The organism is Nocardia sp. NPDC059154 (assembly GCF_042755705.1).
Lineage (GTDB): Bacteria > Actinomycetota > Actinomycetes > Mycobacteriales > Mycobacteriaceae > Nocardia.
In genome coordinates this window covers 1-14,454 of sequence record NZ_JBHZCS010000076.1, presented here as the reverse complement: position 1 = coordinate 14,454, position 14,454 = coordinate 1, and the positions used below count along the sequence as shown (strand labels likewise).

Below are 14,454 nucleotides of genomic sequence, written 5' to 3'. Positions count from 1 at the left end.
CTTGTGTTTTCTCCGCCCCCCCCCCCCCGAACACACCACGGGTCCCCTCCTTTCCCCTCCCCCCGGCCGCTACTACGGGAATGCCGGCGCTGTTATGCCGAGGCGGTCGAACGCGCCGTTGTGGTCCGATACTGCGCCGGATCGAAATCCTTGATCCGGTTCCAGTAGTCGAGGTACTTCCACGGGCTGCTCACCACCACGCGGCCGGCGCCGTTGCGGTAGTAGGTCGTCATCCCGGGATGTGACCAGATCATCTGCGCCAGAGCCGCATCGAGCTCCAGGTTGTACTCGGTGAAGATGTCCTCGCGGACCTCGATCTCCGCCAGGTCGTTGGCGATCATATGGTCGATCGCCTTGGCGATGTAGCGCATCTGGAACTCGGTGGCGATGATGGCGCTGCCGCCGTGGCCGGCATTGGTGTTGGGGCCGTTGAGAATATAGAAGTTCGGGAAGTCCGGCACCGTCACTCCGAGATGTGCCCGCGCATCCTCGGGCCCCCATACCTCTGCCAGCGTCCGTCCCGACCGGCCGCGAATCTCCATGGGCCAGAGGAACTGCAATGTCTTGAAGCCGGTCGCGAGGACGAGCACATCCGCCTCGTGCGGCACACCGTCCCCGTCGACGACCGCCCCCGGAAGGATCTTGGAGGTACCGGAAGTGATCAGATCGACGTCGTCGCGGCACACGGTCCGGAACCAACCGTTATCGACCAGCGGTCGTTTGCCGTAGGGCGGGTAGTCCGGTAGGCACGCGTCGAGCAGGTCCTGACGGTCACCGAGCTGCTCGATGATGTGGTTGGTCAGGAAGACTCGGTGCTTCTCGTTGGTCGCGTTGATCGACTGCGCCGGGCGCTCCCACTCCGGATCGATCACCAGCGAGGAGTGCAGGCGGTCACTGAAGTTCCAGAACGCCCGCAGTCGGTACCAGTTGGCGTAGAACGGCACCTCCTCCAGCAGCAGCCGGGTATCGGCACTGACCGAACGCTGATAGTTCGGATGCGGCAACGCCCACTGCTTGGAGCGTTGGAAGACCATGACGCGCTCGGCGAGGTCGGCGATGGAGGGCACCAGCTGCATTGCGCTGGCACCGGTGCCGATGACCGCGACCCGCTTGCCTTCGATCGCCACGCTCGGGTCCCATTCGGCGGTATGCATGACCGGCCCACCGAAGTCCTCCAGACCTGGAATCGACGGTTTGGCCGGGCGGTTGACCATTCCGACCGCGCTGATCAGGACATCGAAGCGACGCACGACCGGATCCCCGCCCGCGGGACGAATCGACACGACCCATTGGTTGGTGGCGTTGTCGTACTCGGCATGCTCGACCTCTTCGCCGAACCGGATGCGATCACGGACCGCGTAGCGGTCGGCAAGCTCCTCGAGATACCCGTCCACCTCATCACGCTTGGCGAAGTAGCGCGACCATTTGGTGTTCGGCGCGAATGAGAACGAATACAGATGGCTCGGTGTGTCGACACCGCAGCCGGGATAGGTGTTCTCCAGCCACGTCCCACCGACACTCTGATTCTTCTCGATTATCTCGAAGTCGATGCCGGCCGAATCGAGTTTGATCGCGGCGCACAATCCGGACATGCCGGCGCCGATGATACCGACCCGAAAATCCTTGCGCGGCCGGGCGATCGGGACGTCGCGAGTGAGGACGCCGAGTTCCTCGGCCAGCAGGGGACCGTACTCGTGCGGCACGTCCTCGCCGAGTGCGACCGCGAGCATGTCGGCGATCTGCACCGGAGTCAGCTCGAGCGGTGTCGTCTTACCGGCCCGATGATCGAGCACGGCCCGATAGGCCGCGGCCCGGATCTCGTCCTGGATCTCGAGCGGCAGGCCTGCGCCGTCGTTGTCCTCGAGGCCCCTGGCGCGGGTCGGACGATACGGCGCGTCGAGCCACTTCCGATCTCCGGTCAGGTGCACAAGGACCATCAACAGCGTCGGCACATTGGCCTCGTCGAGCGCGGTCCGGAGTCTATCGGCGCCGTCTGCACAGCCGGTAACGACAGTTCGTTCACCAGGATTGGGGATCATGGGCGCCCTTTCGTTCGCTCGCGACCAGGGCATTGTCGAGGAGCCCGGATTCGCGTCTCGCATACCGGCTCCGGGATCGGAGCCGTTATTTATGCGACTATCTGTCTCATAATATGCCCACACAACTGCCGCGGCGTCAACTCCAACCGTGAACGATCACTAACGTAGTGGCGCGGCACACTTCGAACGAGCGGCGAACCCACACCAGACATGTTCAGCCACATACGGGCTACTCATCTCAGATGCTCCTCGTCTCGATGCCGGCCACCTGTCGATCGGGTGCCGTCTCGTTCGGCCTTGCCCAGGGCCTGCGCACCGCCAGGCTGACCACCCATGCGAGGACGACGGCGAAAGCGCCACTGCCCAGGGCGCCCAGCGCCAGGTAGAGGTGGTTGGTCGTCCCGCTGTGCAGCGAGATGGCGACCGGGAGCGAGGTCATGCCCTGCGTCGCGAACATGAGCATGGGCACGGCAGGAATGAGCAGCCACTGCCGGCGCTTGGGCAGCAGTCGCTCGAGCCCGGCGACGCCGGCGGCGATGCCGAGGCAGAAGGACACGTAGGTGAACGGCGTGAAGAACGGGACATCGCCCACCATGAAGGCCTGCGGTCCGTAGTAGATCCAGGTCGGTCCGGCGGTCTCGGTCACCAGAATCTCGAAGCCGATGCAGAACGACAGCGTCGCCAGCCAAGCCGTCCAGAACTGGCGCGTGGTTACGCCCTTGGTTGCTCTGCGTAGCAACGCGTACGCGCCGAAGGGGAGATACCAGAAGTAGAGGATGCCGATGAAGGCCGGGATGTCGCGCCCGAACGTGTGGATCCAGCTGATCTGGCCGCTCTCGGTGTAGTAAACGTGTACAAGCTCGTCACCCAGGGCCTCGTAGGGTATCGCGAGGCCCGCGCCGATCACGAGGAAGATCACCAGGAGGTCGCCACGCCGCCGGGACTCCAGGACTGCGTAAGCGATGGACAGCAGCGCGAGGACCGACATAGCCACGATCAGCAGGGCTTGACCGGTCTGTGGCATCGGGACATTGGATGGGACGGGAAAATCCATGGCTGGCTCCTAATACTCCAGACTCTAGCGAGCGAACACTCGCTAAGGTAGGGCGTAGCCATATTTTTGACAAGAGTTGTATCAAAAAAAGCAGATGTCATTCCCCAGAGGCCGTGTAGAGCGTCGCTCCAACCAGCATCCTTGTCATCTCGATCAGGAGACGCTCGCCCCCGAGTGCAGCGGGGAACAGCGTGTCCTCGAACATGGTGGCCGCCACCACGGTGGCGGTGGCGATCCGCACGGCCACCGGCACATCGAAATCCAGGCCGTTGGTCCGCGCGATGGCGTCTCCAACGGCCTCCAGCCGGGCGAGTGCCGGTTGCGCCCCCGCGGTGAGCGCGTCGGCGGAAGCAAGAGCGGCGATCAGGCGCCGGTTCCGGACAACCAGACCGTGCAGATCTGCGACGAACTGCTGCAGGACGAGCGCAGGGTCCCCACCGGGGATCTCTGCCGCCATCCACCTCGCAGTGAAGCTCTCGAGGAAGCGGTCGAAGGGGCCGAGGACTGCGGCTTCGTAGAGCTTCTCCTTGGTCGGGTAGATGCGGAACATCGTCGGCTCGGCGACCCCGGCACGGCGCGCTATCTCCTTGGTCGTCGCTCCGTCGTAGCCCTTCTCCGCGAAGGCGTCCACGGCGGCTGCGAGCACGAGGGACCGCACCTCTTCGGAGGTACGCCGAGGTCGCCGGGCAGGGCCCGAGGTGCGTGGCTTGGGCGTCACGCCACGCACCCTAGTCGCTGCCTGGAGTCCGGATTTCGCTCGAGCAGTCGCCCACCGCGCGCCGGGAAGAAGCCGCCACCATGGCGAGCCAGAACGGCTGCACGAACCACTGATCGCCGTTCGGGTTCAACCGGGTCACTTCGCCGGCGCGTTCACGCGCTGTCCCACCAGCTCGGCGAGCCGACGTTGGTAGCCGATGATCGCCTTGTTCTTGTTGAAGGCGACGGCCGCGACCAACTCCTCGCCCCGGAACGCCTCGACCACCAGGGACGGACGGGTCACGTCCTCCTCGATGACTTTGAAAGACGTTGCGAGACTGAGGAATCCGGCGGACTTCATCTTGACGTCGAATTGATCGGACCAGAACGTGGGTACCGTGGCCATCGCCTTCGGCGGAGTGTTGACGCCGAGCAGATTACCGACCGCGATCGGCGCCATGTCGCGGGCGATTGCCCAGTGCTCGATGGCGACGAGCTCGCCGACATACGGATGCGGCCATGCGACGACATCGCCGACGGCCATGACATTGGCCGCTCCCTGCACCGCGCAGAATTCGTCGCAGACGACATTGCCATCGAGCAGCTCGATTCCGGATCCGGCCAACCACTCCGAGTTCGGCACCGACCCGATCGCCACCAGAACGACATCGGCGGGCAGCCGCTCCCCACCCTCGAGCACGACGGCCTCCACCCGCTCGGTTCCCTCGATCCGGTCGACGTTCACGCCGCACCGGATCGTGACACCTCGGTCCTGATGGATCCGCTGCACGCTCGCGGCCGCTTCCGCACCGATCACCGGCAGCACATGCGGCGTGTTACCGACGACGGTGACCGATCGAGTGCCCCGTTGCACAAAAGTGGCCGCAGCCTCGAGACCGATGAAACCGGCTCCGACGATCACCACATTCGAGTCCTCGGTCACCGCCGCACGCATCGCCACCGCGTCATCGAGGTCACGAATCATGAACAGGCCGGCCGCAGGAACCGGACCGGGCCAAGGCCGCGCGCGCCGACCGGTCGCGATCACCAGCCCGTCGTAGCCGACGGCTTCCCCGTCGGCGAGAGTCACGGTCTGCCGAACCGGGTCCAAGCCGATCGCGGGGCTGCCGAGCTTCCACTCGACGTGCTCGAGATCCTCGCAAGGGTAGAAGTGCCGGCCTCCGTCGTCGTCGGAGGCCAGCATCTCCTTGGACAGCGGAGGGCGGTCGTAGGGGCGGTGCCGCTCCCCGCTGATCAGTACGACCTGCCCGTCGTACCCGAGTTCACGGGCGGCCAGGAGCGCGCGGTGCCCACCCAGACCGCCGCCGACGACGACGAGACGCTGCATGCTCTACTCCTCGATCCGAATGGCGCCGACCGGGCAGACCTTCACGGCCATCTCGACATTCGCCCGCTGGTCCTCCGGTGGGGTCTCGTCGAGCACGACCGCAACGTCATCGTCGTCGCCGAGGTCGAAGACGTCCGGCGCGACCAGCACGCAGTCACCGTGCGCAGCGCAAAAATCCTTGTCGAACATGACTTTCATGTGATTGGAGGTTCCCTTCGCTCAAGCGCAGAAGCTTCGACGCACCGGCCCCTCACACGAGGTGCCCATCGGCTCCAGAATAGGAGCGCAGCTGCGCTTACGTCAACGATCGTTCACATTTACTGCTGTCGATCGAATGCCTATATACACTGGCGATAGTGTCATATGGAAACGACCGATAACACCACCTAACGCGGAGTGCCAGACCTTCGGCGACCCGCGGTCGCCCCGCATGGATCCGGCGCGTTCCGACGAACAGGCCATATTATTGACATCTATAGTCTCAAATCTTAGGAGCCGCGGCGACATGATGTCAACAGATCCCCGTGCGCGGCTTCGACCAGCGTTTTCGATGCGCCGCCGGCTTCTGCCGAACACTTGCCCATGTATCCACCAGGATTGCGATCAAGCGCCCTTGCCCGGAACGACTCGGCACAGCTCGACCTGGACACGGCCCGCTCGCCGACCGCGTCGATGAGCGACACAGCATCGAATCCCGTTGCACACAGCCACCTGGTCCACCACGGGCAGAGTCGGCGCCGAATCCGACGCCGGCCCGACCAGCCACCGCCGGATTCGGCAGGTTCGGCCTTCCACCGCGCCATGCAAATGCACCGCCCGCCGGATCCATTTCCAAGCTAACCTGTCTCGATACACCCGGACGACCCGCCTGCGCCCGTTGACGACTGCAACGCCCGGCCATAGTATTGAGACTGATAGGCTCATAAAGCGCCCGGGCGCTCTCGCGCCGAAATTCGCATGTTTCGGCGCAACCCCCGACATCGTGTGGCTACGAGGAGATCTGATGGCAGAACTTGTCCGAACGCTGGATCTGAAGAGCGCACCGCCGCTCTCATCGGCAACGGTTGCCGAGGCCTTTCAGCGCATCGCCGCTCAGCACCCCGATCAGGTCGCCCTGCGCACCCTGGGCGGTGCCGTCAGCTTCACGTGGTCGGAGCTCAATTCCGAAATCGCCCGGACCGCAGCCGGTTTGGCCGGTCTCGGCATTCGTCACGGCGATACCGTTGCCCAGCTGCTGCCCAATGTGCCGGAATGCCACATCATCGACTACGCCGCCATTCACCTGGGAGCGGTGCCGTTCACGATCTTCAACAGCTCATCGCCGGAACAGATCGAGCATCAGCTGCGCAACGCCGATGCCAGGATCGTCGTCACCGAGCAGCGGTCTGTCGACAAGGTTCGGCAGGCAGCCGACGCGCTCGGCGGCCAGATCGAGCAGGTGATCGTCATCGACGGCGAGCCGGGAACGCCGACCTTGGACGATCTCTACGAGGCAGCCGATCCCGACTTCGATTTCGAGGCAGCCTGGCGCGAGATCAAGGCCGACGACTTGGTGACCCTCATCTTCACCTCGGGCACCACGGGACCGCCCAAGGGAGCCCAGTGGTCGCATCGGACGGTGATGGCCGCGCAACGTGCAATGGCCGCCGCGTTCCCCATGCCCACCGACGGCCTGATCTCGGTTCTTCCGATGGCGCATGCCGGGGGCCGTATCGTCGCCCACTACATGGCGCTCGCCCACGGCGCGGCGATCACGACGTGCGCCGACATGAAGCAGCTACCGGCCCATCTGGCCGACGCCCATCCGGACGCCTTCTTCTCGGTACCGCGACTCTTCGAGAAGTTGCAGGTTGCCATCGAGGCCACCATCGAAGCGATTCCCGACGAACAAGAACGTGCGGCCGCCAAGCGGGTGCTCGAGGTGGGGCTGCGCAAGGTCAAGGCCGAGGACGCTGGTAACGAAACCACCGTCGACGCCGAGGAATTGGCGCAATTGACGGCCGAACACAACGCCGGGCTCCCACTGCTGCGGCCCATCCTGGCGCGCCTCGGGCTGGACAACATCAAGGTCGCGTTCGTCGGTGGCGCACCGTCCACCCCGGAATTGGCGCAGTTCTTCCGTGCTGTCGGTGTCCCGCTGCTCGAGGCGTACGGTCTGACCGAGGGCTCGCTCAACGTGTTCAACCGGCTCGACGATTTCAAATGCGGGACCGCCGGTAAGCCACTGCCCGGCGTGGAGCTCGCGCTGGGCGATGACGGGGAGTTGCTTGTCCGGTCGGAGCTGGTCATGGCCGGCTATCGCAAGGAACCGGAGCAGACTGCGGCGACCATCGATGCCGACGGCTGGTTGCACACCGGCGACATCGCGACGATCGACAAGCAGGGCTTCGTTACCATCGTCGACCGCAAGAAGGAGATCATCATCAACTCGGCCGGCAAGAATATGTCGCCGGCGAATATCGAGGGTGCGATCCGAGGCGAAAGTTCGCTCATCGGCCAGGTCGTCGCGATCGGTGACCGCCGCCCCTACGTCACCGCGCTCATCACGCTGGATCCCGAGGCGGCACTGGTGTACGCGAAACGGCTGGGGATCGAGGGCGGCTCGTTCGAAGAGTTGGCGGCCTCACCGCAGCTGCGGCAGGTAGTTCAGGAAGCGGTCGACCGCGGCAATCTGCGGCTCAATCGCAACGAGCAGATCAAGAAGTTCACTCTGCTGTCGAGCGTGTGGCTGCCCGACGGCGACGAGCTGACCCCGACCGCGAAGCTCAAGCGCAGGACGATCCACAGCAAGTACGCCGAACAGATCGACAATCTCTACGCCTGATCACCGAGTACCGAGAAATGGTTCGCACCTCGCAGGAGGTGCGAACCATTTCTCCGTTGTGGGCCGGTTGCAGCGGTCGCAGCCGGCACGCTCGCTGCCAAGAGTCGGTATTCCGACCGAGCCTTGCCAATAAGGAACGGGCCGCGCGTCATCCGACACGCGGCCCGTTCGATACCGAGCTCAGGCCAGCAGGTACATGCCGACCGTTACCCCGAAGACGAGCACGCAGAAGCCTTCGAACAGCGCGAGTAACGCAATCGGCGCTTCGCGCAATTCCATGAAGTATCGGCCGACAAGACGGATCTTCAAGACCGCTACCAAGAGAATCGCGATGCTCGCCGCGGTTCGACCTCCCCCGCCGAAACCGTGGTCGGAGCCGATGGCCCAGGACAGAGCGGTCGCCGTTATCAGAAACAGCCAGACAATTGTGGTTCGCGTTCGAATCAGGTTCTGCATTACTCACCTCACCAGGAAGATCAACGGGAAGATGACGATCCACAGCAGGTCGACCATGTGCCAAAAGCAGGCCCCGCCCTCGAAAATCGCCAGCTGTGTCTTGCCGAGAGTGGGTTTACGGGCCAGCACCCACAGCGCGCACAGCACGGCGAGACCGAGAATCAGATGGACCAGGTGCAGTCCCGTCAACACGAAGTAGTACATGAAGAACTGGTTGGTCTGCGGAGTCAGACCGGCCGCCAACTTCGCATGGTATTCGAACGCCTTGACCACGATGAACCCCAGGCCGCAGGCGATTCCGCCGATCACGAGACGGGGCGCGAGCCGGCGAGACTCGCCGCGCACCGCACGCACAGCGAGTGCCACCAGCAGCGAGCTGGCCAACAGCAGCAACGTGTTCAGCGCACCGAGATTGCGATTCAGGGTCTCTTGGGCGTGGTCGAATACCTGCGTCTGCCGACCTCGTTCGTGCAGGTAGACACCGAACAGGATGAGGAACACCATCATGTCGCCGAACAGCAGGATCCACAGGCCCGGCTCACCTGGCACCCGCCGTACCCGCCCGGTCGTTTCGGTGCTGTCGTCCACCGTGTTCATCAGGGCAGTCATCGGGTACCAGCCTCCCTCTCGCGACTGACGTCGCGTACGTGTGGCATCGAGGTTCCTCCAGCTCGTCTCCACGGCACTCATCCCGAGCCCATGTATTTGAGATTCTCAGTATCAAATACTAGAGGCCGCCACGTGTTGCGTCAATCACATCTACGCCTTGACGTCAGGCGCAGCACCCGGCATCCTATTGTGAGACAGACAATATCAATTCTGACACGTACGACGCACATCACATCGGCGTGTCCCGCCCTCGGTCGCCGAGCGAACCGATCCCAGCGGCTCATCGAAACAAGGAGAATCATGTCCGAGCATCGGAACCTGTTCTCGGTGCGAAGTCAGCGCGCCATCCTATGGTGGGGCATCGGCCTTGCCGTGGTGTTCACCTTCGCCTTCATCTTCCTGCTGCAGCAGGTGCCGACGAAGAATGCGACCTGGACTCCGGAACATGTGAACAGCTGGTATGGCAGCCATCAGACCCCCGTGAAGTGGGGTGCGGCGATTTCCGGCTGGACCGGCGCGTTCATGATGCCGATCCTGGCGGTCGTCGCGATCCAGATGGCCCGGGTCGAGGCGGGCCGATGGAAGATCTGGAGCATCCTGTCGCTGGTCAGCGGTGCGCTCATGTCGCTGTTCCTGGCGCTTCCGCCGATCTTCTGGGGCACCGCGGCATACAGCGCGCCGCGCAAGAACCCCGAGGTCACCGCCATCATGCATGAGCTGGGGACGCTGACCTTGGTAACGACCGATCAGTTCTTCATCTTCATTTGGGTGGCCGTTACGGTCATCGCATTCCGCCCCGCGACCCAGCTTGTCAAACACAACCCCTTCCCACGCTGGTGGGGCTACGTTTCGCTCTGGATCACGATTATGTTCGAGGCGGGCGCCTTCGCGTTCGTCCCCCGCACCGGTCCGCTGGCCTGGAACGGTCTGCTGGTCTTCTGGTCGCCGCTGTCGCTGTTCGGGGTGTGGATCACGATCCAGAGCTGGCTGATCTTCCGTGCACTGCGTGGACAGCAGGCCGAGCCGGACCCCGAGCCCATCGAGGCGCAGGAAGCCTCGGCCGTCTTCTGATCGGTCCACTCGCAGGTGACGAGAGCTCGGGAGAATTACTTCTCCCGAGCTCTCACCATTGGTCGCCGGCAAGCGCGGGGCACGGCGGGGTACAACCCCTCAGCCGACCAGCGCTGTCATCGAGAGCATGGCGGCGACTACGACGCATCCTTCGAAGAACAACCGCACCGCCCGCGGCGCCGACCGGATTCCCATGAAATGCAATCCGATCATCCGAACCTCGATAAAGGTCACGGCGATGATCACGCTCGTCGAGACCGCCGCCGCAAGATCGTGCGCCGAGCCCACGAGCACGCAGACGAAGGTGGCGAAAACCAAGAGGAACCACACGAATTCGGCCCGATGTGACTCGATCACGACGCCTCATCTCACCAAGTAGAACAGCGGGAACAGCATCACCCACACCAGGCCGACCAGGTGCCAGCACGCGGCACCGCCTTCCAGCAGTACGAGATGTCGCGCTCGGAGGGTCGGCATCCGGGTCAGCAGCATCATCCGGAACAGCACGGCGATGCCGACGAGCACATGGAGCAGGTGAATTCCGGTGACCGTGAAGTAGTAGCCGAAAAATCCACTCGCGCCCGGGCGAACGCCGGCCAGGAGGAGCCTGCTCCACTCCAGCGCCGTCACGACCACGAATCCGACACCACACAGCAGCGCGAGGGACAGCAGCTCGGTCCGAAACCAATAGCCACGCCGGCCCGTCGAGCGCACCGCCAGCACCACCAGTAACGAGCTCGTGAGCAACACCAGGGCATTGATCAAGCCGATCGTGGGGTCCAGCAGAAGTCGCCCAGCCTCGTACGCCGCCGGCGCGCGTCGACGCTCGACGGCGAATACCGCGAACAACACCGCGAATACCGACGTGTCCCCCAGGATGAAGATCCAGACTCCTGCCCCGCCGGGCAGCCGCAGCGTGGTCGGTTCCACGGCTGCCTCCTGAACCGGTACCGGACTCATCAGCTGTCCGGCTGTTCACGAGACGGATTCGCCTCTGCGTCCCGAGTTCGCACCGGTTGGCGCTCGACCGCGAACACCGCTACCAAGGCTGGGTAGCTAGCAGCATCCGATGGTGGAATCCTTCGACTTATCACGTTCGTTCCTTGCTCGTGCCTCGGTGCCGAGGCAATGGTCCCCGCATCACAGGTACCGGCCGAGGGAGGGTATCCCATCGACGACCTGCCCGTTTTCAGTCCACACATCGGACGGCTTATTAATGATTACTACTGTCTCATTATTGACGCCACTGGCGCCTGTGAGTACCCTCGCCTCGACAGCTTTTGTGGGATCGCACACAGGCCATCGGCTCAGCTCCGACGACAATCGAGAAATCAGGTCATGTCAATCGAAATCCAAGTGCTACAAGGACTTCCGTGACCATTCAGCTCGGCCTCGGCGAAGCTGCAGGGTGGCGACCATTCGTGGATCGCGCGCCCGATCGCAGAGCCCGGCCACACCGTTCGGTTCGAACTGCACCGGCGTAGAGACAACGTCGCACACCACGGCCTGAGAGAGCACGATGTACGACCCTTTCGACATCCTCCAACGACTGGATGACAACACTGTCCCGATCCTCATCGGTTTCGGACTGGCGATGGTGTTGCAGAACATCGCGATGGGCACGGCGATCCTCGTTACCCGCCGCGAAGGCTGGATCTCCATCCCACTCCCCTGCACCTATCTGTGGTTCGCTCACGACCTCGGAGTGGTGGCACGCTTCGACATCTGGTTCAAGGTCTATCACCACTGGTTCCTCGAGCTGTTCTGGCTGGGCCTGCTCAGCGCGCTGCTCCTCGAGCTGGTCTTCTTCTGGCAGGCTTTCAAGGTCGGCCGCAAGGAGTACCTGCCGAACGGAACCCAGGCGCAGTGGATCGCCCTCGTGGTCGCGGGGGCCATCGCCGTCGTGGTCTGCTGGGAGTACCTCGAGACCGTGTTCGCGGACCCGATCTACCAGGCGGTGCCGTCCATCACGATGTTCCTGCTGCCCGTCGCCACGACCGCGTTGATCCTCCGCCGACGGTCCGTCATCGGCCAGGTTCCGCTCATCTACGCCTGCTTCGGCGCCATGGTGGTGCTGTGGTGGGGCGTGACCGCCGGGTACTACGGCGAGCCGTTCCGGTCCTGGCAGTACATCACGTCGGGGGTCGTGGCGCTCGTCATGTACATCGCGCTCACGATCGCCATCGCACGCATGCGCCGTGCCGGCACGCCGGTTCCGAACCTCCCACAGATCCCGGCCGGATCATCAGCTGACGAGGCGTGCGCCGACCGGGTCCAGCGCTCGGCGGGCCGCTAGCACCCGACCGTAGCGAGAACGATCGTTGACACCATACGAGTCACATGCGACCATCGGGAGGTCGACGCGGCGGGGGCGACGGCTCCGTTAGGCAGCTTGGCCAAGGAGGAATCTTGTTCCTATCGCGCCGAATTCAGATGCACAACCCCCTGTCCGGCGCTGGAGCGCGCACCGCTGCAACGTTCCTGGCGACGCTCGCCTTCTTGCTGTTCCCAGAGGTGAACGGTCATTCCGACGTGGTTGCCGAGGGGCCGCCACAAACCAATGCGCTGAGCGCTATCCACTACGCGGTCGACCATCCGAATGCGCTTCCGATCGGCATGAACGACTTCGGTTGCAAACCTTCCGCAGCACATCCCCGGCCGTTGATACTCGTGAACGGCACATTCGGCAATATGTACATGAACTGGTCGATGTATTCGCCGCAATTCCGGGCCGACGGCTACTGTGTATTCGGGCTCGACTACGGATACGAACCAGGAAGTCCTCCATACTGGCGGCAGGTGGGCAGAATAGGCAAGTCAGCCGAGGAACTCGGGAGTTTCGTCAGCAGGGTTCGTGCCGCAACCGGCGCCACGCAGGTCGATCTGGTGACCTATTCTCAAGGTGGGATTGTCGCACTGAACTATATCAATCAACTCGGCGGGGCCGACGAGGTCGGCTCGCTTATCGGAATCGCGCCTCCCAGCCACGGAATAAGCGTCTATGGAATCCTACCTTGGATCGCGAGCAATCCCACGGCTTCCCCTGCCGTCAACGCATCGCTCCCCGCGACGATCGATGTCGCAGCCGGTTCGGAGTTCATTGAGAGAACGGCTGCCGGCGGACTGACTCGGCCGAACGTCCGCTATGTGACAGTAATTTCGCGCACGGACTCCGTCGTGCAGCCCGAGGAAGCGAGGCTTCCGGAGGGCCCGAACGTAACCAATGTGTCGATCCAGGATATCTGTAGCAACTTCTACGGAGATCACTCCAGCTATATCTACAACGAGATCGTGCTACGCCTGGTGCGCAATTATCTCGATCCCGATACCGCATCTCCTCCCATCTGTCACCTGGTGCTTCCGGGTACAAATTAGCCAAGTAGGACTTCGAATGCCCGTCATCGATGTCAAGCTGGAGAATCACGTCGCCGTGCTCACGATCAACCGGCCGTATGCCGGTAATTCCGTGAACGGCGAGCTGCTCCGCGACTTTCTGGAAATCGTTCTCGAGCTCGGCCACGACGACGAGGTGCGGGCGTTCGTGACCACTGCGACCGGTCGGATCTGGTGCTCTGGTGTCGATCACGCGGTGCTCGGGCCGGGCCTCGTCGAAGGAACCTCGGGCAACAAGCTCTTCTATGGCCTGGGCGAGACCGGCCTTCCCCGGCTGTCGAAGCAAGAGCAACTGTTCGACCCGCTCGGCCCCGGACGCTGGATCCTCGCCTGCCGGGAAATTGAGAAACCCTTCATCGCGGCGGTCAACGGCGCCGTCGCCGGGGGCGGTCTGGGCCTGCTGGGCCTGCACGACTACCGGATCGCGGCCGATTCGGCGCGCTTTCGTGCCGCGTTCATCGGTCTCGGTGTCGGTCCCGACTTCGGCGCGAGCTGGTTTCTTCCGCGCCTCATGGGACCGTCGGCGGCCACCCGGTTCTTCCTCGAGAACAGTTTGTACAGCGCGAAGCAGGCTCTCGAAACCGGGCTCGTGCACCAGGTTGTTACGCCGGAGCAGGTGCTCGCCACCGCGGTCGCGATGGCCGAGAGCCTCGCCGCCCTACCGCCACTCGGGGTTCGCGCCACCATTCGGGCCCTGCGCCGAACGCTCGACAACTCGTTGACCGACCAACTGGCTCTCGAATGGCGTAACCAGGACATCGCGTTCGCGAGCAGGGACGCGCGCCGAGCGCTGCACGCCTTCCGTAATGGGACGCAGGTGAACTTCGAGGGCGCGTGAGCGCGCCCGGTGACTCGCTCGGTGCCGCGACGCGCGTGTCCAGCACTGTGCCGAGCATGCCGCCCAGGGTGGTTGCATCCGGGCGGCAACTTCATACGGGACGGGCGGGAGAGCGGCTGAACAACG

General features: G+C 63.7%; 14 protein-coding genes. 5 read left to right on the top strand and 9 right to left on the bottom strand.

All coding sequences use genetic code 11. The annotated features are described in order from the left end of the window. Positions 1–92 precede the first annotated feature (92 nt). The 5 genes from ACFXN1_RS42250 to ACFXN1_RS42230 all read right to left on the bottom strand — a co-directional run bounded on the left by ACFXN1_RS42250 (position 93) and on the right by ACFXN1_RS42230 (position 5,335). Entirely contained in the window at positions 93–2,039 is a 1,947-nt protein-coding gene (locus ACFXN1_RS42250) for a flavin-containing monooxygenase (RefSeq protein ID WP_379445548.1), read from the bottom strand. Positions 2,040–2,277: 238 nt separating this feature from the next. After that, a complete protein-coding gene (locus tag ACFXN1_RS42245; RefSeq protein ID WP_379445547.1) occupies positions 2,278–3,093 on the bottom strand; it encodes a hypothetical protein in 816 nt (271 codons plus the stop codon). 97 nt (positions 3,094–3,190) lie between these two features. After that, positions 3,191–3,739, bottom strand: coding sequence for a TetR/AcrR family transcriptional regulator (locus ACFXN1_RS42240; RefSeq protein ID WP_379445545.1), 549 nt, complete (start codon positions 3,737–3,739; stop codon positions 3,191–3,193). A gap of 207 nt (positions 3,740–3,946) precedes the next feature. Next, a complete protein-coding gene (locus ACFXN1_RS42235) occupies positions 3,947–5,137 on the bottom strand; it encodes an NAD(P)/FAD-dependent oxidoreductase (RefSeq protein ID WP_379445544.1) in 1,191 nt (396 codons plus the stop codon). Positions 5,138–5,140: 3 nt separating this feature from the next. Next, complete coding sequence (locus tag ACFXN1_RS42230; RefSeq protein WP_379445543.1) at positions 5,141–5,335, bottom strand: ferredoxin; 195 nt, start codon at positions 5,333–5,335, stop codon at positions 5,141–5,143. A gap of 805 nt (positions 5,336–6,140) precedes the next feature. On the opposite strand from ACFXN1_RS42230, the gene ACFXN1_RS42225 reads away from it, so the two are divergent. Further along, positions 6,141–7,961 carry an AMP-dependent synthetase/ligase gene (locus ACFXN1_RS42225; protein ID WP_379445542.1) on the top strand — a complete coding sequence of 607 codons (1,821 nt, stop codon included), beginning with the start codon at positions 6,141–6,143 and terminating at the stop codon, positions 7,959–7,961. A gap of 180 nt (positions 7,962–8,141) precedes the next feature. Here ACFXN1_RS42225 and ACFXN1_RS42220 read toward each other — a convergent pair whose 3' ends face one another. Next, positions 8,142–8,417, bottom strand: coding sequence for a cytochrome C oxidase subunit IV family protein (locus ACFXN1_RS42220; protein ID WP_379445541.1), 276 nt, complete (start codon positions 8,415–8,417; stop codon positions 8,142–8,144). A gap of 3 nt (positions 8,418–8,420) precedes the next feature. After that, the gene (locus ACFXN1_RS42215; RefSeq protein WP_379445540.1) at positions 8,421–9,026 is read right to left on the bottom strand and encodes a cytochrome c oxidase subunit 3; all 606 of its coding nucleotides are present in this window, start codon (positions 9,024–9,026) and stop codon (positions 8,421–8,423) included. Positions 9,027–9,326: 300 nt separating this feature from the next. On the opposite strand from ACFXN1_RS42215, the gene ACFXN1_RS42210 reads away from it, so the two are divergent. Beyond that, positions 9,327–10,097 (top strand): hypothetical protein, encoded by a 771-nt coding sequence (locus ACFXN1_RS42210; RefSeq protein WP_379445539.1) that lies wholly within the window; start codon positions 9,327–9,329, stop codon positions 10,095–10,097. Between the two features lie 99 nt (positions 10,098–10,196). Here the strand turns inward: ACFXN1_RS42210 and ACFXN1_RS42205 are convergent, their stop codons facing one another. Continuing rightward, complete coding sequence (locus ACFXN1_RS42205; RefSeq protein WP_379445538.1) at positions 10,197–10,454, bottom strand: cytochrome C oxidase subunit IV family protein; 258 nt, start codon at positions 10,452–10,454, stop codon at positions 10,197–10,199. A gap of 6 nt (positions 10,455–10,460) precedes the next feature. Then, complete coding sequence (locus ACFXN1_RS42200) at positions 10,461–11,027, bottom strand: cytochrome c oxidase subunit 3 (protein WP_379445537.1); 567 nt, start codon at positions 11,025–11,027, stop codon at positions 10,461–10,463. 589 nt (positions 11,028–11,616) lie between these two features. Between ACFXN1_RS42200 and ACFXN1_RS42195 the strand changes: the two genes are divergently transcribed. From ACFXN1_RS42195 to ACFXN1_RS42185, 3 genes are all read left to right on the top strand, one after another. Further along, positions 11,617–12,393 carry a hypothetical protein gene (locus tag ACFXN1_RS42195; RefSeq protein WP_379445536.1) on the top strand — a complete coding sequence of 259 codons (777 nt, stop codon included), beginning with the start codon at positions 11,617–11,619 and terminating at the stop codon, positions 12,391–12,393. Between the two features lie 113 nt (positions 12,394–12,506). Beyond that, a complete protein-coding gene (locus ACFXN1_RS42190) occupies positions 12,507–13,472 on the top strand; it encodes an esterase/lipase family protein (protein WP_379445535.1) in 966 nt (321 codons plus the stop codon). A 16-nt stretch (positions 13,473–13,488) separates the two neighbouring features. Then, entirely contained in the window at positions 13,489–14,328 is an 840-nt protein-coding gene (locus ACFXN1_RS42185) for an enoyl-CoA hydratase/isomerase family protein (protein WP_379445534.1), read from the top strand. Positions 14,329–14,454 lie beyond the last annotated feature (126 nt).

What these genes read in the sequence shown, in the direction of transcription:
- ACFXN1_RS42235 (WP_379445544.1), bottom strand. Translation starts at nt 5,137, where the DNA reads ATGCAGCGTCTCGTCGTCGTCGGCGGCGGTCTGGGTGGGCACCGCGCG.
- ACFXN1_RS42195 (WP_379445536.1), top strand. Translation starts at nt 11,617, where the DNA reads ATGTACGACCCTTTCGACATCCTCCAACGACTGGATGACAACACTGTC.
- ACFXN1_RS42250 (WP_379445548.1), bottom strand. Translation starts at nt 2,039, where the DNA reads ATGATCCCCAATCCTGGTGAACGAACTGTCGTTACCGGCTGTGCAGAC.
- ACFXN1_RS42210 (WP_379445539.1), top strand. Translation starts at nt 9,327, where the DNA reads ATGTCCGAGCATCGGAACCTGTTCTCGGTGCGAAGTCAGCGCGCCATC.
- ACFXN1_RS42215 (WP_379445540.1), bottom strand. Translation starts at nt 9,026, where the DNA reads ATGACTGCCCTGATGAACACGGTGGACGACAGCACCGAAACGACCGGG.
- ACFXN1_RS42185 (WP_379445534.1), top strand. Translation starts at nt 13,489, where the DNA reads ATGCCCGTCATCGATGTCAAGCTGGAGAATCACGTCGCCGTGCTCACG.
- ACFXN1_RS42220 (WP_379445541.1), bottom strand. Translation starts at nt 8,417, where the DNA reads ATGCAGAACCTGATTCGAACGCGAACCACAATTGTCTGGCTGTTTCTG.
- ACFXN1_RS42230 (WP_379445543.1), bottom strand. Translation starts at nt 5,335, where the DNA reads ATGAAAGTCATGTTCGACAAGGATTTTTGCGCTGCGCACGGTGACTGC.
- ACFXN1_RS42245 (WP_379445547.1), bottom strand. Translation starts at nt 3,093, where the DNA reads ATGGATTTTCCCGTCCCATCCAATGTCCCGATGCCACAGACCGGTCAA.
- ACFXN1_RS42225 (WP_379445542.1), top strand. Translation starts at nt 6,141, where the DNA reads ATGGCAGAACTTGTCCGAACGCTGGATCTGAAGAGCGCACCGCCGCTC.